Here is a 23,843-nt window from a genome sequence, read left to right on the forward strand (position 1 = left end):
GGTTCTCGAGTATATTACGCTGCGTAATCACCAATCTAGAAACTAATGCGCCTCGACAAGTACCTTTGTGAAAGCACCGATCTGACCCGATCACAAGCCCGCTCTGCGCTTCTCGCTGGCGAAATCACCGTCAATGGCGAAGTGATCAAGAAGGGCACCCACGTGGTGCGTGACGGCGATGTGGTGCAATGGGATGACGAGACGCTGGCCCCGATCGGACTGCGCTACATCATGCTGAACAAGCCCGTGGGATACGAATGCACCCTTCGCAATAGTCAATACCCTCCAGTGATAAGTTTGCTCGACGTCGACAAACGTGACCGACTTCACACCGTGGGCCGGCTGGATGTCGAGACCACCGGCCTGATCCTGATTACCGACGATGGCCAGTGGACGCATCGAATCATTTCGCCGCGCCACCGCTGCGACAAGGTCTATGTCGCCACGCTGGCCGAACCGCTACCCGATAATGCCGAGGACTTGTTTGCAGCGGGAATCCTGTTAGATGGCGAAGACAAGCCTACACTGCCAGCGGTGCTGGAGCGGGTCGATGAACGCCGCGCGCGATTGACCATTCAGGAAGGAAAGTACCACCAGGTCAGGCGCATGTTCGCATCCTTGGGCAATCATGTGCTGGCTCTGCACCGAGAACGCATTGGCTCACTGGCCCTGGACGCCGATCTGCTTGCGGGAGAATCGCGTTATCTGACACCCATCGAGGTGGCCGACCTTGCCCAGAATGGCGATGTGCCGGTTTGATGTGAGCTTACATCCCGGGAAGAGATGAACCAGAAGGTTTAATCCAAACGGTGGATGGCACGCTGACAATTCTAATTTAAAATCTAAGAGCACCTCGTTGACAGACGATCGACAGATGCTCGACAGACGCCCATGACTTAGGACGTACTGCCTTAGCAGTATGGCCGCATGTGATGCGGTCTACCCAGTGGTTCGGCGCACGTGCCAGGCACGCGAAGTCTTGCCCCTCGCTTTCATTCTCTCTACTCGCTGGAGAACCGCAATGAATGTCCGAAATACGTCCCACCTAGCCGACCTCTCTCCCTTCGAACTGAAGGATGAGCTAATCAAACTCGCCGGCAGCGACACTAACCGACTGATGCTCAACGCTGGGCGGGGGAATCCGAATTTTTTGGCGACCATCCCTCGGCATGGCTTTTGGCAGCTGGGATTGTTTGCGATGATCGAATCCGAGCGATCGTTTTCATACCTGGCCGAAGGGGTGGGCGGCTTTCCCCGGCGCATCGGAATTGAAGAGCGTTTTGACCTCTTTGCCCGAATTAATCGCGACGTACCCGGCGTAAAGTTTCTTTCAAGCGCCGTGTCGTTTGTACGAGACCAGCTTGGATTGAATGGCGGCGACTTTATCTACGAGATGTGTGAAGGCATTCTGGCCTGCAGCTATCCCGTTCCGGACCGCATGCTCCGGCTTACCGAAAAAATCGTGAAGCAGTACATCCGAAAGGAGATGATTGGTAGTCATCCCTTCGTCGGCGACTTCGACCTATATGCGGTAGAGGGCGGCACTGCAGCCATGACCTACCTTTTCAATTCGATGAAGACCAATCACCTGCTGAAGGCGGGCGACGTCATCGCATTGGGCAAGCCGATCTTCACGCCGTATATCGAAATCCCCGAGCTATCAGAATATGGCCTGACCGAATTGTCGATTGACGCCGATCCGGCCGGCGGCTGGCAGTATTCGACGAAGGAACTCGACAAGCTACGCGACCCCAAGGTAAAGGCGTTCTTTCTGGTGAATCCCAGCAATCCGCCATCGGTTAGGGTGAGCGATGAAAGCCTGGAATACTTGGCGAGCATCGTCAAGGACCGCCCAGATCTCATCCTCTTGACTGACGATGTCTATGGCACCTTTGCCGACAATTTTGTTTCGCTGTTTGCGATGTGCCCGCGCAATACGCTCCTCGTCTATTCTTACTCGAAATACTTCGGCGCCACGGGTTGGCGCCTTGGCGTGATTGCGACACATAAATCGAACGTCTTCGACGAAAAAATTGCGCAGCTTCCTCAAGAACTAAAAGACGGTTTGAACCAGCGCTACGCATCGATCACGACCGAGCCCGAGAAGCTGCCCTTTATCGACCGGATCGTTGCAGACAGCCGTACCGTGGCGCTTAATCACACTGCTGGACTGTCCACCCCGCAGCAGGTGCAAATGGTGCTGTTCTCGCTTTTTTCACTTATGGATACCGCCGAAAGCTACAAAAATGCGATGAAACGGCTGATCCGCCGTCGCAAAGCGGCGCTATACCGCGGCATGGGAGCCGTCCCGGAGGCTGTGGACGAAAACGTGGTCGATTACTACACGTTGCTGGACGTGGAGCAAATGAGCCGCGCGGTCGGACCGGATTTCGTTAAGTGGTTGCTCGCTTCAATCCAGCCCCACGAACTGCTGTTCAGATTAGCCGAAGAAGCGGGCGTAGTCCTGCTCCCTGGTAAGGGCTTCGGGACGGTTCATCCGTCCGGCCGCGTCTCACTGGCCAATCTCAATGAAGAGGATTACGTAAAGATCGGTCGCTGCGTGCGCGAATTGCGGGACGAGTATCTCGAGCGCTACCAGCAACTAGACAGCAAGAATACCCAGAAGAGCTAGAAACAGCCGCGATACCTGGACGGTACATCCCCAATCGCCTGGTCCAATAAAGGAGAAGGCCATGACCTGGTTTGTTTCGACACTCAAGTCCTATCCGGAGATCTCCATTTTCCTGGCGCTGGGCATTGGCTACTGGATTGGCGGAAAAAGCTTCAAAGGATTCAGCCTCGGAGCAGTGACGTCGACCTTGCTGGTCGCCATCGTACTCGGCATTTTGGGGGTCAAGATCTCTCCCAATGTGAAGTCGGTCTTCTTCCTTATGTTTTTGTTCGCGGTGGGGTACGGCGTCGGGCCGCAGTTTGTACGGGGTATCGCCAAAGATGGCCTGCCACAGGCCCTGTTTGCCGTCATCATGGCATTGCTGTCCCTGGGGGCAGCGGTCGCCGCCGCAATGATGGCAGGATATGACTTGGGTTCAGCCGCTGGGCTATTTGCGGGATCGCAAACCATTTCGGCCTCAATGGGGTTAGCGACCGATGCGATTAACCGCTTGGGACGCTCTCCCCAAGAAACTCAGGCACTTCTGGACGCCATGCCAATCGCTTATGCCGTGACATATATCTTTGGTACTGTGGGCTCCGCGATAATTCTTGCCCAGATCGGTCCGAAGCTGCTCGGTATTGATCTGGTCGCGGCCTGTAAGGAATATGAAAAGATGCTGGGCGAGAGTGGTGGCGGGGGCGGTGCGACCAAGTGGTACGAGTTCGAGGTGCGGGCCTATTCCGTGGCGCCGCAAAGCCCATTTATCGGGAAATCTGTCGGAGAAATTGAAGCGGGAACCCAGGAAGGCGTACGCGCCTACGTCGAACGGATCCGCCGGGACGGAGCCATTATCGAGGCAGACCGGAACACCGTTATCGAGGCTGGCGACGTCGTCGCTATAGGCGGCAAGCGCGATCAGCTGATTGCGAGGCTTGGACCCAGTGGCCGCGAAGTCGAAGATGCGGAGTTGCTGGATATCAAAGTCGAAGGCGTCGATATATATATCTCCAACAAGGCGGTGGACGGCAAGCGGCTCGAGGAGCTCGCACGCTTGCCGGGTGCCCGTGGCGTGTTCCTGAAACGGATACGGCGTGGGCCAACCGAGACGTTGATCCCCATATTGCCAGGCACCCAATTGTACCGAGGCGATGTCATCACTGTGGTAGGGCGCTCGCAGGACATAACGGCTACGGCCAAGCAAGTCGGATACGTGGACCGGCCCACCAACATTACCGATGTTGCGTTCGTGTCGCTTGCAATCACCGTCGGCGCGCTGATCGGCTCAATCGTAATAAATATCAGGGGCGTCCCGATAACCCTTTCCACGGCGGGCGGTGCACTGATTGCCGGCATCGTGTTCGGTTGGTTTCGCGCCATCCATCCGACTTTCGGCCGTATCCCCGAACCGACGCTGTGGTTCATGAATTCCGTTGGCCTCAATGTATTCATTGCTGTGGTCGGGATCTCCGCCGGTCCGGGTTTTGTTGCTGGATTGCAAAAGCTTGGGATCAGCCTTTTTCTATGGGGCATATTCGCGACCGCTGTCCCACTTCTTGTCGGGATGTTTCTCGCCAAATATGTTTTCCGCTTTCATCCGGCACTTGTCCTTGGCATTTGCGCTGGTTCCCGCACGACCACTGCCGCTCTCGGGATGGTGTGCGAAGCCGCCAAGAGCCAAGTGCCAGGCTTGGGCTATACGGTTACCTATGCTGTCGGGAATACCTTGCTGACAATCTGGGGGATGGTCGTAATCATGATTCTTTCTTAGAACCCAGACCAGCACCTCCAGGTTTGCAATGCGGGCGGAGCATTATGTAGGAATTTCGGAGAATTTCCGATGTGCATAGTTTCTTGAAGCCTTACCGCAACAAGAGGGCGATACCATGACAAGCGAAGCGAACGAAAGTCAGCATCTGGACCACCTGTTCTCGAACTCAGCCGCACGGTTGGATTGGTGGCGGGACTTAAATGCCAAGGCCCAGATATGGGCGGCCGAAGCACGGAGCGGGAAGAGTCGATTGGCCGGCGCGCCAGTGAAAGAAGCTTTAGCCACTCTAGGTCCGATAGAGAGCTATTTCGCCTATCCGGGAGCTCAGTTGCTGCGTGCGTTGGATGACCGCCTCGCTGAGGGCGACGCGATGGGCACGGCGCGCCTAGTCCTTCGAATGAGCAATGCGCTGTTATCGGGTAGCTATCGCTACGATAGTGGGGAGTGGGATCCGACCGACGACGCCGCTGCAGACGGCTCGGATCGCATGCCGCTGGGCTTGGGCTCCGGCGCGACGCGACGGCCGTATTTCGAAGCACTATTCGTGACTCCGGCATCAACCGCACGATCAGCTGCCTTATGCCAGGAAATCCGTCAGCTGCGGCAGCCCGACGACGGCGTGATTTACGAACCCGTCGTGGTGGGAAGCTTCGAGGACGCTCTGCTGGCCACCATACTCAACGGCAAGATCGAGGCGGTCGTGGTCTTTGACGGCATACCTTTTTCGTCGAAACACGATACGCCTTTGCTGCGGGATTTCTTGATGGTCTATCAGCAACTGGACTCCTCTGAAGACGTCTCGGAGCAAATCGGCATTAAGCTTGCCCGTCTCATCGCAAACATACGACCGGAACTGGATATTTATCTGCTAACAGATCGGCAGGTCGAGCGACTTGCGGGCGACCCTGCGGCATCCATGATCCGCCGAGTGTTCTACGAGGCCGAGGAACCCATCGAGGTCCACCTGAATATCCTCGAAGGGGTGCGCGACCGCCAAACGACGCCGCATTTCGACAATCTCAAGCACTATGCAATGCGGCCGATCAGCACCTTCCACGCGCTTCCGATTGCGCGGGGCAAGTCCATCATCAAGTCGAACTGGATCCGCGATTTTGGCGAGTTCTACGGTCTGAACTTGTTCCTGGCGGAAACTTCCGCCACAACCGGCGGCCTGGACAGCATGCTGGAGCCCACCGGCAATATCAAGATCGCCCAAGAAAAGTTCGCCCGTGCGGTGGGCGCGGATCACGTATATTTCGTGACCAACGGAACTTCCACGTCGAACAAGATGGTCTATCAGGCGGTGACCAAGCCTGGTGATATTGTCATTGTGGATCGTAACTGCCATAAGTCCCATCACTATGGCATGGTACTGTCCGGGGCTCAGCCCTTGTATGTGGAAGCCTTCCCAATGACCGAGTACTCGATGTACGGCGCTGTTCCGCTACGTACCGTCAAGCAGGCGCTGCTGGACTTGAAGGTGGAGGGAAGACTCGACAAGGTCTCCATGGTCACACTGACCAATTGTACGTTCGATGGGCACATCTATAACACTCGTAGGGTGATGGCCGAATGCCTCGCCATCAAGCCAGATCTCATTTTTCTATGGGACGAGGCTTGGTTTGGCTTCGCTCGATGGTCACCGTTCCTACGGCCTCGGACGGCAATGGGCGCGGCTGCGGCGCTGGAGCAGTGGCGCGACGAGCCCGCTGCCATGGAGGCCTGGAAGGCTCAGGTCCAGGAACTTGGAGAGGAATTAGATCCGAAGGACGCACGGCTACTGGAGCGGCAATTGGTGCCCAATCCGCAAACGATGCGGATACGCGTTTATGAGACCAATTCCGTCCATAAATCGATGTCAAGCCTGCGGCAGGGATCTATCGTAGCCGTTCGAGACGAGGACTACGACCACCACATCTCGGCCTTCCACGAAGCCGTTTTCATTCACGCGTCAACATCGCCGAATGCGCAGATCATCGCGTCATTGGATGTTGCTCGTCGTCAAATGGAGCTCGAGGGCTACGAGCTGGTGATGCGCTCCATTGAGGTTGCCCTGAGCATCCGGCGCGAAATCGCTAAGCATCCGCTCATCTCCAAATACTTTAGCGTGCTGGGCGCCGATAAAATGATTCCCGAGGAATTCCGTACCTCCGGTTTCGTCGACTATCTGGCACCGGGAATGAACTGGTTGACCGCCGTGAAAGCCTTGAAAGACGATGAATTTTGCCTGGATCCAACGCGTCTGACCCTAGTTTGTGGCACTGCTGGCTATGATGGTACTGCTTTTAAAAACCTGTTGGCTTCCAGGTATAACATCCAGCTGAACAAGACCTCACGCAACAGCGTGTTATTGCAGAGCAATATCAATAACACGCGTAGCGACGTTGCGGCGCTCATCAAGGTGCTTCTTGAAATCTCGGAAAATATCGAAACTCGTCTTAGGCAAGAAGGTGAACCAGGCCAGACAGCATTTATCGCCAAGGTCAAGAGCTTGATGGAAGATGTTCCACACCTGCCCAATTTCAGTCGCTTTCACAATGGCTATCGCGACAATCCTGCCAGCACTACCAGTGAAGGGAATATGCGCACCGCTTTTTTCGCCGCCTATAACGAGAAAGAGTGCGAGTACATACCATTGGCGAGCCGGACGCTCGATGAGCGTTTATCAAATGGGCCCGAGCTGGTATCTGCTAACTTCGTCATTCCCTATCCGCCAGGCTTCCCAATTATGGTCCCAGGTCAGATTATCGACGCCGATACGATCGAGTTCATGCGCAAGCTCGACGTGAAGGAGATCCACGGTTACAACGCAGCACGTGGAATCAAGCTGATCAGTCCCGCAGCGATAGAGCGTCTGCCAGGCGTGTAGGAATTTGACTGATCCTTAGGCTGCTTTGCCCATCCTCGACGCGCCCGAAATTTATTGTGTTTTCGGGCTGTTGAACTTTGCCATTCGCAAACCTAGTCATCGCATTCCAGAGAGTGAATGCGTCGGCGTGCTTGTTTCTTATAGAACCTGCGTCGGAAAGCATATGAACTCCTGCGGTAGAATTAGTGCCAAATATATTTACAAACCTTATAAAGAATTGATCCTGCACGCCTTCACGTAGCGTGTTTTCTTTCACCTACCGACGCGATTTACGGAGCAGCACATATGGTCTCGTTGCAAGAGCAGCTTTTGAAAGCGGGGCTAGTCGACAAAAAAAAGGTCAAGCAAGCCGGCCACGATAAAAGCAAGCAGACGAAGGTCGAGCGCCGGACCGGCACGCAAAGCGTCGATGAGGCGCGCCTGGCCGCGCTCGATACGCAACAAAAGAATCTCGAGCGGACTCGCGAATTGAATGCACAGCGCGTTGCCGCCGCGAACCAAAAAGCGATCATGGCGCAAATTGCCCAAATGGTGCAGGCGAATCGCCAGAGCAAGGGCGCTGGCGACATCGCCTACAATTTTACCCATGGCACGACAATCGAGCGGCTGTATGTATCGGCTGAAGTTCAAGCACATTTGATAGCCGGGCGCCTCGTAATTGTCCGCCTAGGCAGCGCAACCGAGCTGGTACCCCGAATTGTTGCCGACAAAATCGCCGAGCGCGATCCTTCGCTCGTCGTGCGGGTGAAGAAGACCAGCACGGAGATCGACGAAAACGATCCGTATGCCGCCTTTCAGATTCCAGACGACTTGATGTGGTAGCGTCGGCACGAGTGCCAAGAACAATCATTTCTTCGTCAGAGATAGCGCATGTGATATACAACACTCGACTGCCTGCACTACTTTAATCCCGTCTAGCGGGCGTATTATTTTGTGTACGGGAACGGAAGCGCGCGACCTCTGTAGCGTATAACGCGTCCGCTTCCGTTATTCACCATCTCGACCAACCAGTAGGCGACCGCGAGGCGTTGTGCCGCGGCTCACTCGCTGCTTGCCGCCTGTATCGTCGATATCGAATTCAAGGTTAGCTCACGGTGTTTCCAGCACTATCGGCTGGGCGTATGATGCAATTTAGTGAGCATTACCCTGACGGCGGGCCATTTGACCCGTTCCCCTGCAAGGAGCATCTCATGAATGTATTGACGTCGGCTTTGGACATTGACGCCCCTAAACTGCTGCCCGAACTGGAAACTATCTATAAAGACCTGCACCGCAACCCCGAGCTTTCCATGGTCGAGGTACGCACAGCAGGTATCGCGGCAGACTACCTGGCTGCCGAGGGCTTCGAAGTCTCACGTCAGATAGGCCCTACCGGCGTTGTCGGCGTCTTGAAGAACGGTGAGGGGCCCACTGTCATGCTGCGCGCCGATATGGACGCGCTTCCTATTGCCGAAGCCACAGGCTTGCCCTATGCCAGTACCACTAAAGCGCGGGACGAAGAAGGCAACGAGGTGGGCGTGGCCCATTCCTGCGGCCATGATCTACACGTCACCTGGCTGATGGGGGCGGCCCGGCTTCTGGCCCGAAATACCGATTTATGGAAGGGCACCGTATTAGCTGTTTTCCAGCCCGGCGAAGAAGTCGGGCGCGGAGCCCAAAGCATGATCGACGGCGGAATGCTTGAGCGCTTTCCCAAGCCGGACATTATTCTCGGCCAGCACGTCATGGTCGGGGAAGCCGGCACCGTAAGCTATCGCAGTGGCGTCATTTTGTCCGCGGGCGACAGTTTGAAGGTCAGGCTTTTTGGCCGCGGTTCGCATGGATCTCAGCCACAAACGTCCATTGATCCGGTCATTATGGCGGCATCGACCACGATGCGGCTGCAAACGATAGTTTCACGCGAAATCGCACCCATAGATAGTGCGGTATTGACCATCGGATCACTGCAGGCTGGGACCAAGGAAAACATTATCCCAGACGAAGCCACGCTCAAGCTCAATATACGTACCTATGACGAAAACGTACGCAATACCATGCTTTCGGCCGTAAAACGTATCTGCTGCGCGGAATGCGCTGCTTCCAACGCCCCGCGGGAGCCCGAATTCACCACGCTTAGCAGCTATCCCTTGACCCGCAACGATGTAGAGTCAACTGAAAAGGTTGCTCGCGCATTCGAGGTTCAGTTCGGTGGGCGAGCGCATGAAACCAAACCTGCAGGCGCCAGCGAAGATTTCAGCGTTTTCGGGCGTACCTGGAAAGTGCCCTATGTTTTCTGGTTTGTCGGAGGCACTGACGCACAAACCTACATCAAAGCCAAGGAAAAAAATCAGCTTAACGCCATTCCCAGCAATCATTCGCCCAAGTTCGCCCCGGTACTCGACCCCACATTGAAAACCGGACTGCAAGCCATGCTGACGGCCGCATCTGCCTGGCTATGTGCGACGGAGCAACAGGCGTGAATGGATCTGCTTTGTTTACGTCACTCGATTTGATAGGCACGTTCGCTTTCGCCACCAGCGGGGCCCTGGCCGCGCATCAGAAAAAGCTGGATTTATTCGGCATTATCACGGTGGCCTATATGACTGCCTGCGGGGGCGGAATTATCAGGGACGTGTGCATAGGCGCGCTACCGCCAGCTGGTTTGTCCGACTGGCGGTATCTTGTGGTATCGGTGTTGGCGGCAGGCGTAGTCTTAGGCGGCAATCAGTGGGTGCCAAAACTATCGCAGCCCGTGCTGCTTTTTGATGCGCTCGGACTGGGATTCTTTGCCGTTTTTGGCGCCCATAAAACCCTTTCGCAAGGGCACAGCATAGAGGCGGCCATTATTCTTGGGATGGTGTCAGCTGTGGGTGGCGGAGCATTGCGCGACGTGCTGTTAAACCGTACGCCAGTCATTTTGCAGAAAGAGGTTTACGCCTCGGCGGCGCTAGTCGCGGCTGCGTTTCAGACTGGCGGTGAAACACTCGGCTGGTCCTTGCGCTGGGTGCCTTGGGTGGCGATAGTCTTGTGTTTTGCCATTCGCTACTTGGCCTTGCTCTTTCACTGGAATCTTCCCCGGTTTGCTCGTGAAAACGATTAGGAACCAGGCTGACGCCAATTCCTATCCCGCCATTATGGAAAATGAAGTGACCAAAGCCTGTTTGATCGGTGCCATTCGGAAAATCGGTGATAAACCGCGTTTTTAATCTTCCCCTAGTGACGTCATTATTTCATGACGTAAAATTGCCATCAAGGCGACTCAGATTAAAAGGAAAGTAGGATTGCCTCACACGACGGTCGCCGATGCGCTGCGCCTGACGTAACGCCGGCGCGCCGACAGTCAGGTCTGCAAGTTTTTAGGTCTTCTTGCCTTTCGGCACGGTGAGCATGATCGAAAGGATCGCCACCACGATCATGAGCACATTGAATCCAAGGGCGATTATGGCGGCCTCACGTACGGCCAGGTTATCCTGCCGCCCGGCGAAGGTAATGACGCCTTCCAGCCACAATATGCTTTCATTGTTGGCGCTCAGCGCAGTAAAGATCGCGGCCGAGATCGCTACCCCAAAGGCTGCACCGAGCGACGAGGCCATCTTGTAGATACCCGAACCCGCGCCCGCCTGCGCGGCAGGCAGGTTGGCCAGTGCTGCGTCGGTCGAGGGGGTGGCGTAAAAGGCTAATCCGACGCCGAATAGCGTATAGCCGATGACGGCCATAATCTTGTAGTCGTCCAGCAGAAGATTGGCGGGTGAGAGTAAAACGATCGCCAAACCGGTAATTAGGCAGCCCCAGATCATCGGCTTGCGCGCACCGAAAGATCGCAGCAATTTTTCGCCTACACGAATGAAGAGGATGATCGCGATCGCGTAACCTAACGTCAGTATGCCGGCCGTCTGGGCGGTCATGTTGCCCCCGAGCTGCACCAGCTGAAGCGATACAATCAGTGTGCCCGCGACCGCGTTGAGTAAGAAGTTGGAGATTGTCGCGCCCGTGTAAGTTGAGTTCTTAAACAGGCTGAAGTCGAAAAAGGCATTGGCCGACTTTGCTTCAATCTTTAGGAATATGGCGCCGACGATTATTGTTACCGCGATCAGTCCGAGCGAAAGCGGGCTGCCCCAGCCCAGCTCGTTGCCCTGGGTGACCACTACCTGCAGTGCCACCATCGCAATCATAAAGGTCAGCACGCCGGGCAGATCGAATTTGTAGGTGCCCTTGGTCTCGGCCTTACTCTCGGGTGTACCGCGCATCATCCACAGGCCCAGCACGCAGACCGCGATCGACACGAAGAAGATTGAACGCCAGCCGAAGTTCTCGGACATCAGGCCACCGAAGAGCGAGCACAGACCCGAGCCGCCCCATGAGCCGATGGACCACATGCTGATGGCACGTTGTCGTTCAGCCCCTTCCCAGTAGGCTTTCACGATCGCAAGGCTGGCCGGCATGATGCACGCGGCCGATAGACCTTGTAAAGCACGCCCGACCAGCAGGACCGGCGTCGCTAATTCACCCGGCGGCGTCAAACCGACCAGCAACGAACCGATGATGTTGAGATAGAAGCCGATGCGCAAGATCTTCATCCGGCCGACGCGGTCGGCCAGGCCACCCATGACGATGATGAAGATGCCGGAAAACAGTGCGGTAATCGCCACCGCGATATTCATCGTGTTGGCCGAAATGCCGAGATCGCGGCTCATGTCCGGGGCGATGTTCAGTGTTGTCTGGGCAAATAGCCAGAAGGCGATCACACCCATGATGATGCCAAACAGCAGGCGGTCATTGCCCTGGTATGTCGCATTGGTTGTCGTAGTAGTCATGAGTAGAACCTTTGTAGGTTAACTGCACTCCACGGACCGAAATCAAGTTCGAAGTCGCTGGCCGGATACTGCCAACGATAATAACTTTTATTAGATTACATCACCCTTACACGCCTTTACTGCATGTTTTTTTAGCCGCTGACCTCAGGGGTGATTTTTGGCCAAGGATTAAAAGGCCTGTAAACCTCGAATTTTTCTCCCTCTTCCATAAGTCCATCATTTTGACCTACATCAATCAGTCATGAATGAAGAGCTCAGTTTAGGGTAAACCCTCTGATAGAGTGTATCTAAACGTCCTCGCCATCCGGCGCATCGGGACGATCTGGGGGGTTGTGCATTTCGGGGTCCTCCCGAATTAGCTTTGATCGGTGACGATTCACTACTGACGCTTCGGCCCGTACGTACAAAAGGCGCTAATTAGAAGAACGGGCTTTTAACACGCGCTTTTAACGATTTTCAGGCGGCGTCAGTCAACTTGGGGGGTAGTAGTGGCAAGTCTTTCAAAGAGCAGCCCGGCCGGGCGGGACTATCGTCACGGCAGTACAGAGGATAGCGCCCAATTGCAGCGTCTTAATCATTGTGGCCTCCAAAGTCCTGAGCCATCACTATGCTGAAGTGTCCGATCCGATATGGATTTCTGACACCGGTCATTCATCTTTGACAGCCATTATCTGCCCTAAGAACGTGATATGGTTCAAGCAGCAAGCCAGCGGGGCCTTTTCAACCTTTCGTATTGCGGGAGCATTGATGATGCTACCTTACGTCCTCTGCAAAGCCACTTCCCCCCATGCCGGCAAGCCGGCGGGGCGCCGAAGATTACGCGCATTTATTGTTGCTGCCGCACTCCCTCTTCTTGCTCCACAGGCGCAGGCGCAATCGCCGCCAACACAGAAGTTCCCCAGCGAGAAAGGCCCCATCGTCGTTACCGAGTTACTTTCTGGCTTGGATCATCCTTGGTCCATCGCGTTCCTGCCGGATAAATCGGGTGCACTGATCACCGAAAGGTCAGGCCAACTACGTTTATGGAAAACCGACGGCCAGCTGTCGGAACCTATCGGCGGTGTGCCTAAGGTTTATGCTCAGTCGCAGGGCGGACTACTCGATGTCGCCTTGGCGCCCGAGTTTACGCAAAACCGCCGTGTCTACCTGTCGTATGCGGAGCAAGGTGACGACGGCAAAGCCGGCACCACCGTGGGATACGGGGTGCTGTCCGCGGATGCGCGCAAACTGGAAAACTTTACCGTTATCTTCCGACAAATGCCCAAACTGTCGACTGGCGAGCATTTTGGCTCGCGTCTGGTCTTTGACAAGCAAGGCTATCTGTTCATCGCGCTAGGCGAAAATAACCAGCGGCCCACCGCACAAGACCTGGATAAGTTGCAGGGCAAGCTGGTTCGCGTACACCCTGACGGTCGTGTGCCCGACGACAATCCGTTTGTCGGCAATGCTAGGGCCAGGCCCGAAATCTGGTCATACGGCCATCGCAATCAACAGGGGGCGGCGTTGAACCCCTGGTCAGGCGAACTTTGGACGCACGAGCACGGACCGCGCGGCGGCGATGAAGTTAACATTCCTCGGGCCGGTAAGAACTATGGATGGCCACTGGCGACCCATGGCATCAATTACAGCGGCTTTGCCATTCCTGAGGCAAAGGGCGCCTACGTTGACGGCACTGAGCCACCCATCCATTACTGGAAGGCGTCGCCCGCCATATCAGGCATGGCGTTTTACAACGCCAAGCGCTTCCCAGCCTGGCAGCATTCACTTTTTATCGGCTCCCTCAAGGACCACGTCTTGATACGGCTCGAGCTCGATGGGGAAACGGTGAAGCACGAAGAGCGCTTACTCAAGCCGCTGAACGAGCGCATTCGAGACGTACGCGTCGGTCCCGACGGCTATGTCTACGTGCTGACTGACGAATCCAACGGCCGGTTATTGAAAATAGGCTTGGAAGGGAACGACAGTGCTTCGAAGTAAGGTCCGCCTGGGCTCGTCGATCTGGATCACGATCTCGAAACCCTTTTTACTAATTCCTCGCTAAGTGCGCGGTACGCCTTACTGGCAGCGCTATTGGGCGCAGTCGCCATTACCGGTTCTCTTTGGATGCCCATGCGTTCGACGTCGGAGGCAAATGGAATCTGAGTGCGCATAAGGCGACGCTTGAATACCGCGTTCATGTCGCTGATGGTTTCACCATGTAGTTTTTTAATGCCTTGCACCATGGAGAAAAAGCCATGCAACTTCTCTAACGGCAGCTTGTTCGCTTTGAAGAACGCGACTAGCTGCTCAAAAGTGCGTTGCGAAAGCGTGGTGGGGATGACGGGTACCAAAACAGCATCGGCGGACCGAAAGACGTTCTCGGAAAGGGTCGAAATGCTCGGTGGGCAGTCTAAAACGATGATGTCGTAATCATTCTTGACTGCCTTCAACGCTTTTTTTAGTCGCGATCGGCTATCACGCATCCGCGACAGGAAAACGTCGAAGTCGCGAAAGCTCATATTGGCGGGCAAAACATCGAGATTGTCATAATCGCTGCCTCGGATTGCTTCGGTAAGTTTCTCGACGTCTTTGAAAAAAGCTTCGTGGACGAGCTTCTTTGAAGGCTTTACACGGAAATAGAATCCCGAAGCGCCTTGAGGGTCCAGATCGCACAATAGTGTCCGCTTTCCGGCTGCAGCCATCGCGTAGGCCACATTGACGGAAGTGGCCGTTTTACCGACGCCGCCCTTGTTGGAATAGCAGGCGATGATTTTCATGATTCGTCCTTCCTTTGTTGAAACAGCTCGCTAAACATCTGTTGTGTTTTGAGACTATTAAATTTTGCGAAGTTCTTCACGACATTTGCCCGCTCTTTTAGTTGACGGCTGTGTAGCACCGCCACCAATGCACCGACGCTCTGCGCAATTTCAAGAGCGGAATCACCCTTTTTCCCAGAAAGATTCAGCAGGGCCACCTGCAGGCTTTCCTGTTGGACCGAGTAGTCATTGAACAGGCCCAGATTGTCCTGCAATCCCTTCAAGGGTTTAAGCAGCGTCTTGAAAGCCATCCTCGGGAACACCGGAGAAAAAAATTGCATGAGATAGCGCAGCTTCTTACAGTGAATACGTAACGCATGGATCTCGGCATCATTTGTGTGCGGGCCAATTCCCGATGCAACCCTGCACACCTTGCGATAGCGCTTCCAAATCAATTCGCAGGCGTGATCGTGCGCCAGAACGTCGGCGTTTGGCCCCCGTTTCAAGTTCTCTGGCCTGGTGAAAACTTCCGTCAGCTCAACGATTTCTCGCTTGTAATCCTCGCTGCGTAGGTATCGCGATAGCTTGATCTTCTCGGCCTTTCTTTGACGGGCAAACATGCTGTAAAGGATGTCTAGTCCATTGTGAAGGCTGATGGGTATCAAGTCATAATATGCCTGCTTCTCAACGAGGTAGACATCAAGATCGCGTAAGGCGCCGGAGGGCGCCATCAGAGTTGAAAATCTGGTTTTCAAGCTAGCCGTTTGCGCATCGTCATAGATCCCTTTGAACAGGCTAAGGACTGAACGAATCTTGCGCAACTGGACACGGTAGGAATGAAGGAATTCCACATCGAGATCCGCAATAATCCCTTGCTCGTTCGCACGCGCGACGGGAATATAGGCTGAAACTATTTTGTTCGCGGCATCGAAAGCCGGCGCGTCGCTGGCGATGTGGATTGTCGGTTTCGGCTCATATTTAGACAGCGTCGGAAACAGCTTGTCGTATAAGGCGTTGCAGTTTAGAGCGATACCGCCCAGTTCCTGAACATGCTCGCGCAATATATTTAGCGACTCGCCGTATCCCTTGATCCCTTGCAGCGCCACAAGCTCCGCAACACGGCCGTTCTGAGTGGTAAGCTGCATCAAGTAGGCCCGGCAATGGGTCTTTTCTTCACCATCGATGAACGCCACAACGGCTTGCCGCAGCTGTCCCGATCCTAGGGGCAACAGCCGGCGAAAAGGCGAAAGCCCCGCCAAGGCCTGCTGAACAGGACCGGCCGGGAAATCGCTGACGAACTGCGCTTTGTGTTTCGCTGGCTGCGATATCGCCTGACCATCATTGCTTAGCAGGTCGAACGACGTCTTGGTTTCCAGAAGCAAGCCGCCTGAACGGCGCAACGATTGATCGAAGCAGTCGAGCGCTGTAAACGGCGCTGCCTCGTTTACCTGAGTGAGTACAGGGTTGAGCTTGCCGAAAGGCCGTGTGACCAACTCACCCACTGCAGTGACTGACAGGCGGTAGCAGTCCATCGCAGATTCGATCATGCGTTCTTCTTCGTGGGTTTATGGATGTAGGCCTGAATCAGGGTCTCGATTATTTTCTGCACGCTCGTATCTTCTTCGATGGCGCGAATTTTCAGCGCCTTCAACGTTTTTCTATCGAGTCGCAATGACGTGTTCTTCTTGTCGTCGGTTTCTGCCTTCGAACTGACTGTTCTATCTTTCGCCATGGATTTGTTTCCGCATTCAAATGTGACGTCAGTATTTCATGACGTAAATACGTCGTCAAGGCAATGCGGTTTTACACGACGCTACAATGCTATAACCATCTGAGCAGGTAGGTACCCTGTTTTAGGGGCATCGCTGAACGGACATGCGGTGTTATTCAATATTTTTTAGAAGCGGGCTATGGGTAGTTTGACGAGCGGTATTATTCTTGTGATCGCGTTTGCAGCCGCCTTTGGTATCGCGCGGGCTGTCATGTTATATCGCGCCAGACGCGAGGCCGCGCGTAAACAGGCATATGCCGCAATTCAGCGCCTGGAAAAGTCTCTGCAGCCGCCCTCGAAAAACAAGAATAAACGCCGTCGCGAGGGCAGAAAACTTCAAGGTCGCTCGTGACGCGAGGCAATTAAACTTTGGTAATTAGGCGTGATGAGCTCCTCTTGGAGCAGTGGCCGTCGCCAGCGATACGGGTCGGCTTTCAAGTGCTGATCGGTGAGTAGGGTGGTCGCCGTGTTAAAGATACTTGGAATAAGACTTATCCTTACAGCACAAGTAATCCGGTTATGATCATTTAGGATGATGTCTGGCGAGCCCTGGCGCATGACTTTCAACCGCTGACGCCAGATGTCAATTTTTGACGAAGGAGTTTGCAATGAAAATTACTAATGCAGCTTCCGGCACCAATGTGCACGAAATCGCGGACAGCATTTATCGTATTAGTACGCCCGTTACCATCGTTCCCGGCGGATTCTCATTCAATCAGTACCTAGTCCTTGACGACGAGCCGCTCCTCTTTCATACGGGGCCGCGAAAGCTGTTTCCGCTTATTCACGATGCAGTTCAGCACCTGATTCCCGCCGACCGCCTGCGCTTTATTGCTCTGTCTCATTTCGAAGCGGACGAATGCGGATCGTTGAATGAATGGCTGGTGGCCGCCCCGCATTCTGTTCCCCTGTGTAGCAAAGTGGCGGCGATGGTTTCCGTCAATGACGTGGCAGATAAGCCTGCGCGGGCGATGGGAGACGGAGAAACGCTCATATTGGGAAAGCATTCCGTGAAATGGCTCGATACGCCTCATCTGCCGCACGGATGGGAAACCGGTTATCTCATGGAAATGGAAACAGGAACGATGTTTTGTGGAGATCTATTCACACAGGGGGGCAACGGCGCTGCGGCTTTGACTGAGAGCGATATCCTGGAACCGAGTGAAGCCTTCAGGATTCCGCTGGATTATTTTTCGCACTCTACCAATACCAAGGCGTTGATCGAGAAGCTTGCGTGTGAAAACCCAACCACTCTCGCGTGCATGCATGGGAGCGCCTGGGCAGGAAGCGGGGCGAATCTACTGCGTGCGCTTGGAGAACGGTTGATGAAGTAGTGGCCTCAACCTACGAATCTCTTAGAACGAAGAAGGACAGCGATGGAAGTGCCCGTCATCCGGCCTTCCGTCATTGTGACGCCTACTCTGGGCCCCGTATCCTGGTATGTCGATGCCCACTGCGAAAAGGCCGCAACAGCCTTTATTGCTGATGGAATGCCCTATATCGAGGGCAAATACAGACTCAAACCAGAAAAAAGTCATCGACTGACAGCAGGTATGTCGATGGTAGCTTATCGGGCCCTTAACTTCGCTCTTTCGCATTTCATACTTTCCCCTAGCCCTTATTGATTTATATCCACTGCTTAGCGCGCTAACTCTAAGCAGTGCGAAAGAAATGCCGGGAGGTAGAGGCAAAATCGCTCTGCGGCCCGCGGGCCAGTACGAATGTTTGTTTTGATTTTTGTTGGAAATCAAACGCAACTGAAAATTGGCTGAACGCGGGTGAAGGGCGGACTAGATCAATTTGTATAGGGCGCAGCGCCGATGCAGTATGGCTACCGTAGCAAATGAAAGTGGTGTTCACGGACTGGCTAACGAAGGGGGAAAGGTGACTCAGCAAGAATCGAACCTTTGGGTAAATGGCCTAGGCCCTATGTCGCCTGTTTCGAGCCCGGGTGGCTGGTTATGCTGCAACGAGCGTATTTAGCATTCATAGAGCCGGTGTCGTGGTGCGGGTGAAACTATTTCAATTCGGTTATCGCCTGTCAATATAAGGCGCTTGTCACCTCACTGTGCAGACTGACCCAAATCGCGCGGCGATCCATTAGGGTTCGTCTATGACGACAAAGGTATCTATATCACCAGGGGAAGATTTTTACTGATGAATGAGATAAAGCCGGTTATCTGCGGCGATGTGAGTTCGCCCGCCAAGGCCATTCCATTTCGATTCAAGCAGGTTTGAGTTTGATCAGAAGTCGTGAACAATTGTGTCCGGTCACTTTGGCGGCTGCTATCGGACTTAGCGTCGTGCTGGCGCTTGTTGTCGTTTATCCGCACGACGACAAGCAGGCTCGCACGCTTTCGTCTGCACCACCGTCGGAATTGTCCATTGCGTATCTCGAAGCCTGGTTGCGGCTTAAACCGGACTCGCCGGAGTATTTAGGGTCACTGGGATCGCAGTATTTGAAGATGGGACGATGGACAGCTGCGCTCGGCACAGCACAGAAATTGAAACGTATTAAAGGTGACGAGTCGGCATATCGCCATGCGTTATTGCTGGATGTGGCCGCGACCGAACAAATTACCTACCAAACCCCACCCCATCAGCCTCAACGCCGAGTCAACTTGGCTCGCTTTATTGTTGCGCTCGACGCCGCTGCTCACTTTCAATGGGACACCCCCGTCATGGAGTCGCTGGCCGATAAGGCGCTTCGGGCCGGCGCTCATGGCGCCATGCTGAGCTTCTATAAAAAGCTAGCGGCGTACGACAGCGCACGCAGCGCTCATTGGCAAGAAAAGGTCGGTGAAGCGGCGCTTGCAACAAAGGCCTACGACGACGCCGCTTTCGCTTATTTTGCGGCATCTGAAGCCTCGCGCACTCTGGAAGACAAGCGCAATGGTTTCATCAATGCGCTCAAAGTGCTTCGGTCGGCCAACCAAGTGACCCGCGCCTGTGAAGAAGGGGCCCGCCGCTTGGGCACCTTGGCTCAAGACCGTGACACGGTAAAGTTCATGCTTGAATTGGCCCGTGAGGGAAATCGTTCCGACCTCGTGGCCAGGTATGGGCGCGCGCTTATGGAGCTTTCCCCATTAAGCCAACTGCGCCCTCTGTACCCGGAGTTCGCGGTGGCGGTGCACGCCGCTGCCACATACCAGCCGCCACGGGCGATGCCAATCCCTTTATATAGCTCGCACCGCATTGCAGGGGCAGGGCCGCACGCGCAACGCCATTTGACCGCGGCGCAAGGGCCAGTCGGGTCGACCATTACTGCTGAATACGACCTCGTCTTTCAGGCCTTCTTGGAGAGTAATCAACTCACTGATGCGCAGGCGGTGGCGCAACGCGCGATGGATGCTGGTCTGGAGCCACGGGTGTGGGCGCAACGCTTGGCGCAAGTAGCGCGGTGGAACAATCAGCCAGACGTTGCTCTGAAATATGGTCTCATCTTTGCGCGGGCCTCTGGCGATCCTGCAGCATGGGCTGAAGTACTAAGCCTTGCCCCGCATTTGGATGACGATAAAGCCTATCTCGAAGCCTGGTCCCAAGACTCCTCTCGCACCGCCCCCGCCGGGGATCTGGATGCCGGTCTCGATTCCCTGCTGGCCGAATATATGAAGCTTCATCGTTGGGAATCTGCGTTGAGAATGATTGGAAAGTTGCGAGATCAGGGTGATGCCCAGACGCGACAGCGCATTCTGGCTTCGGAAATCACTGCTCTTGAGCAGTCGGCCTATAGTTATCCGGTTGAAGATCCACGTCGTGCCGTGCGTCTTGGCGAGCTGCGTGCTGCGCTGGAGCGGGCTGATTCTTATCCTTGGGATGTTGCCGCGTTAACCTCATTTGCGGGCAAGGCTGAAGCTGCTGGCGCCCATGAACTCATGTCGCGTTACTACCGAAAGCTGGTGGTCGCGGACAGGGCCAACGCCATCAAATGGCAGGCAAAGCTCGGCGATGCGGCGCTCGCCCGGCAAGCATACGATGATGCGGCAATGGCGTATTTCGCAGCCCAGGATATGGCCACGACTGAAGACAGCCGGCGCCAGTATTTTATCGCTGCGTTGAAGGTCATGGTTGCGCAAGGGCGTCCGGCAGACGCCTGCAATGAAGCCGAAAAGCGCGCGGGTGAGTTGGCCGAGGATCCTGAAACGCTCCGTTATCTCGTATATCTGGCTCGACAAGCCGGCCGCGGCGACTTGATGGCCCGTTACGCACGTGATTTGATCAAGTTTTCTACTCAGAGCCACCACAATTCAAGGCTTGAGCGTTGGCATGCCGAACATCCCGCAAAGCCTGCCGCGTACGCGGAGTACAAGCAGCCCCGAAGTCATCCGCTTGCCCATTACATTGCTTTTACCCAAGCTGGCTCGGCCGACAATATTGCGGGACAAGAAAAAAAAAATGACTTTGATCTTGCTTTCCAGGCTTTCCTGGAAAGCAATCAGCTTGACGAAGCCGAGGCCTTGGCGCAGCGTGCGCTGCAACAAGGGCTGGATCCTTTGACATGGATGCCGCGTCTTGCGCAGGTGGCCCAATGGAATAACCATCCGGAAACTGCGCTCCAGTACTGGTTCGAGTTTGCCCAGGCTTCGGGTGACGCTCAAGCATGGTCCACCGTGCGCACCATGGCGCCACAATTAGGTAACGATCGGGCTTACGTGGGTGCATTAGAATATTTTGCCGACCTGGCCCCCGCCGACTTATCGCTCGTCGATGGGATCGTGGCGGCCTACGAACGTCTTAATGAGCCGAACTCGGCCATGGCCTACCTTCAATCCCGAGCCACCGGTGCATTGCGGATACCCATCCTGGAACGCTCTGCCGCACTTGCTGAACGTACCGGAAACCTTGACGCTGCGCTTGGGGCGTACCGCAGTTTACTAATGGCCGATGTGCGTAACCCGCTATATGCAATGCATGTGGCCGATTTGCTATATCGCAAAGGCGACGTAGCAGGGGCCATGATTGTTCTGCGTGAACGGCGGCAGGACGCGGGCGCTCAACCCGAGGCAGCACCTTACTGGCGTCTTTATGCCAAGCTTGCCGGCCTTGTGCGCCACGACGAGGACGCTCTTTACGCTCACCGACAGCTGCTGGCAACAGGGCAGGCTACACCCACCGATCTGGACGGTATGCTGTATTTGTACGAGTCGCACCCCATCGATGCCGGACGGCTTGCCGAAGCGCAGTTTGTTCAGAACAAGTCGATGTTCGCCTTGCAAGCAGCGCTGCGTCACTACACCGAAGCTCGCGCCTGGGGGCGTATCGAGGCCTTATTATCCGGTCTCAGTCTTGAACAGCGCTCGGCGTTCGATAAATCCAGCGTACTACTTGCAACCAGGGCGACGTATCTCTTCAAGGTCGGACGCTCGGATGCCGGCTTGGCAGATCTACGCCGGGCAGTACAGTCTGGCGACGCGGGGCAGGACATCAGGATCGCGTATTTATGGGGGTTGATCGGGTTCGGAAGCGACGAGGAGCTCCGCCTCGCCATGTATCAATGGCGGGACGCTGCAAAGCTGAATAGTGCTTACTGGGGCGTATTCGCTGCCGCCGGGCTGCGTATGGATAATCCTGCCATGGCGGTTCAGTATTTGCGCCAGCAACGCCCTCAAATGGGACAGGATCCTTCCTGGTTACTGGCGTTGGCCGATGCCGAAGAGGCCGCCGGTTATACCGACCGGTCCCGCGAGATACGTTTGGAAGCGTGGCGCTTGTTGGAAAGTGAGGCGATTGACGCGCCGCCAGCCACGCGCGACGAGTTTCGCGACAAAGCAGTTAAAAAGAATCGCTCTCTGGCTGCGCGCGCCAGCCTGAGCCCAACTTTCGCCAGCGGCGACTATTCACGCGGATTGTTGCTCGAGCTTCTTCGGCAAGAGCGCCGTTCACCGGAAGAAATTGCTGTTGCCAGTACCTTGTTGGGAGACGCGCCCGGACTTCCCACACTGCGTGACGTGATGATGTCCCGAACAGTCAACGCCTCAGGGAATATCGAGCCCGATCCCGATCAGATACCGCCGAACGCCAGCAGCGATACGGCCAAAGCTATCGCATTGGGCTGGGCCATCAGTGGCGAACATAACGATCTGGCAAACGCCTGGCTGGCACGAGAATATATCCAGCGGTTATCCCGACTTCCGGATGCGGAGGTGGCACTCGCGTTGCAAACCAATGACCAGGAAACACTTGGGCGCGTGCTGGACTCCCACGGAGGACGACTTACTGCCGATAGTCGTGTGGCCGCACTGGTTCGCACCGGGAGAACTGATGAGGCGCAAACCATCGCTTTTCACGCCGCGGAAGGCGCTCCCGACAATGATGATCGATACGAAACCTCGAAACTCACCCTGATGCGAGATCGTCCAGCCGTCGGTGCCGATATCCTGACTAGTGAATCTGACCCACTGAGTTATGTCGAGAGCGCCGCCGTGGGCGGCATGCAACTAACGGGTCGGGTCGCCATCGGCGTGGAGGCGATTCAGCGCAATCAGCGCAGTACAGACAAAGATCAGTTGCCGTGGGTACCTGCCCATGATCGCGAATTTAATCTCACCGTACGAGACGTCACGGTAAATCGCGATATTGCGGTCACTGTGGGGCATCGCAAGGCGCTCGACTCCTTCTATACCCTTAAAGCGCGGGGCGACTTCAATCGCCAAGGTCCTATAAGTACGACGGTGGCTTTCGGCCTGAATCAGTTCACCAACTTGTCGGCGATAACTCAGGTAGGTGCTGTCAAAGATTACGTCAGCCTGGGCGCGCAATGGAGTCCCCCATCACGCTGGTTTGCGCAGGCATCCGCACAGGCAAATCGCTTCTATGCGCAAGACCGAACCTACCTTGGGCATGGGTTTGATCTTGCTGCCGGCGCGGGTTACCGGATTCGGGCGACACATCCAAGCTGGAACGTTCGCATGATTGCCCAACGTGGAATTTATTCTGCCAGCGACAACGTGATCCCTTCGTTTAGCCCTTTGACGCCTGGTGGCAGGGCGCCTTTTGCCGCTGAGATCATGCCGCAAAATTTCACGCAGCTTGGGCTTGTGCTGGGCTTTGGCTCAACCGGAAAAGACAGCTATTCACGTGCGTGGCGACCTTTCTTCGATCTTGGCTATGTGCATGATAGCAACCAGGGATGGGGGCCTTACGTCACTATCGGGGTTGGCGGATCGGTACTGGGAAGAGATAACCTGCGCCTTTTGTTTCTTCACCAGGCTGCGCCGCAAGGTGGCACGCAGAGGGTGACGCAGATCGGGCTGTCTTATCGATTGTTCTTCTAAACCGTGGCGGCGTGCTGAT

The 23,843-nt window shown here is 55.2% G+C and carries 15 protein-coding genes; 11 read left to right on the forward strand and 4 right to left on the reverse strand.

Annotated features, from left to right (window positions below):
* Positions 1-45: 45 nt before the first annotated feature.
* The 7 genes from EKL30_RS01415 to EKL30_RS01445 all read left to right on the forward strand — a co-directional run bounded on the left by EKL30_RS01415 (position 46) and on the right by EKL30_RS01445 (position 10,330).
* Positions 46-759, forward strand: coding sequence for a pseudouridine synthase (locus EKL30_RS01415; RefSeq protein WP_126705405.1), 714 nt, complete (start codon positions 46-48; stop codon positions 757-759).
* Between the two features lie 262 nt (positions 760-1,021).
* Positions 1,022-2,632: a bifunctional aspartate transaminase/aspartate 4-decarboxylase gene (locus EKL30_RS01420; RefSeq protein WP_126705406.1), complete on the forward strand. Its 1,611-nt coding sequence runs from the start codon at positions 1,022-1,024 to the stop codon at positions 2,630-2,632.
* Positions 2,633-2,693: 61 nt separating this feature from the next.
* Positions 2,694-4,382, forward strand: a complete 1,689-nt coding sequence (aspT, locus tag EKL30_RS01425) for an aspartate-alanine antiporter (protein WP_126705407.1) — start codon at positions 2,694-2,696, stop codon at positions 4,380-4,382.
* A 115-nt stretch (positions 4,383-4,497) separates the two neighbouring features.
* Positions 4,498-7,251 (forward strand): decarboxylase, encoded by a 2,754-nt coding sequence (locus EKL30_RS01430; protein WP_126705408.1) that lies wholly within the window; start codon positions 4,498-4,500, stop codon positions 7,249-7,251.
* 285 nt (positions 7,252-7,536) lie between these two features.
* Positions 7,537-8,073, forward strand: a complete 537-nt coding sequence (locus EKL30_RS01435; RefSeq protein ID WP_126705409.1) for a DUF2058 domain-containing protein — start codon at positions 7,537-7,539, stop codon at positions 8,071-8,073.
* 368 nt (positions 8,074-8,441) lie between these two features.
* On the forward strand, positions 8,442-9,710 hold the full coding sequence (locus EKL30_RS01440) for a M20 family metallopeptidase (RefSeq protein ID WP_126705410.1): 1,269 nt from the start codon (positions 8,442-8,444) through the stop codon (positions 9,708-9,710).
* Entirely contained in the window at positions 9,707-10,330 is a 624-nt protein-coding gene (locus tag EKL30_RS01445) for a trimeric intracellular cation channel family protein (RefSeq protein ID WP_233582661.1), read from the forward strand. The genes EKL30_RS01440 and EKL30_RS01445 overlap by 4 nt, the downstream gene beginning before the upstream one ends.
* Positions 10,331-10,586: 256 nt before the next feature.
* Here EKL30_RS01445 and EKL30_RS01450 read toward each other — a convergent pair whose 3' ends face one another.
* Complete coding sequence (locus EKL30_RS01450; protein ID WP_126705412.1) at positions 10,587-12,044, reverse strand: MFS transporter; 1,458 nt, start codon at positions 12,042-12,044, stop codon at positions 10,587-10,589.
* Between the two features lie 747 nt (positions 12,045-12,791).
* Between EKL30_RS01450 and EKL30_RS01455 the strand changes: the two genes are divergently transcribed.
* Positions 12,792-14,021, forward strand: a complete 1,230-nt coding sequence (locus EKL30_RS01455; protein ID WP_305038212.1) for a PQQ-dependent sugar dehydrogenase — start codon at positions 12,792-12,794, stop codon at positions 14,019-14,021.
* Between the two features lie 26 nt (positions 14,022-14,047).
* Here the strand turns inward: EKL30_RS01455 and EKL30_RS01460 are convergent, their stop codons facing one another.
* From EKL30_RS01460 to EKL30_RS01470, 3 genes are all read right to left on the reverse strand, one after another.
* A complete protein-coding gene (locus EKL30_RS01460) occupies positions 14,048-14,800 on the reverse strand; it encodes a ParA family protein (RefSeq protein ID WP_126705413.1) in 753 nt (250 codons plus the stop codon).
* A complete protein-coding gene (locus EKL30_RS01465) occupies positions 14,797-15,972 on the reverse strand; it encodes a CHAD domain-containing protein (RefSeq protein ID WP_158618371.1) in 1,176 nt (391 codons plus the stop codon). The genes EKL30_RS01460 and EKL30_RS01465 overlap by 4 nt, the downstream gene beginning before the upstream one ends.
* Before the next feature lie 350 nt (positions 15,973-16,322).
* Positions 16,323-16,511, reverse strand: coding sequence for a hypothetical protein (locus EKL30_RS01470; protein ID WP_126705415.1), 189 nt, complete (start codon positions 16,509-16,511; stop codon positions 16,323-16,325).
* Between the two features lie 178 nt (positions 16,512-16,689).
* Here EKL30_RS01470 and EKL30_RS01475 point away from each other — a divergent pair, with 178 nt between their 5' ends.
* From EKL30_RS01475 to EKL30_RS01485, 3 genes are all read left to right on the forward strand, one after another.
* Positions 16,690-16,902, forward strand: coding sequence for a hypothetical protein (locus EKL30_RS01475; RefSeq protein WP_126705416.1), 213 nt, complete (start codon positions 16,690-16,692; stop codon positions 16,900-16,902).
* Positions 16,903-17,158: 256 nt separating this feature from the next.
* The gene (locus EKL30_RS01480; RefSeq protein ID WP_126705417.1) at positions 17,159-17,884 is read left to right on the forward strand and encodes an MBL fold metallo-hydrolase; all 726 of its coding nucleotides are present in this window, start codon (positions 17,159-17,161) and stop codon (positions 17,882-17,884) included.
* A 906-nt stretch (positions 17,885-18,790) separates the two neighbouring features.
* Positions 18,791-23,824 carry a tetratricopeptide repeat protein gene (locus EKL30_RS01485; protein ID WP_126705418.1) on the forward strand — a complete coding sequence of 1,678 codons (5,034 nt, stop codon included), beginning with the start codon at positions 18,791-18,793 and terminating at the stop codon, positions 23,822-23,824.
* The last annotated feature ends 19 nt before the right edge of the window (positions 23,825-23,843 follow it).

The organism is Candidimonas sp. SYP-B2681 (genome assembly GCF_003971065.1).
Lineage (GTDB): Bacteria > Pseudomonadota > Gammaproteobacteria > Burkholderiales > Burkholderiaceae_B > Pollutimonas.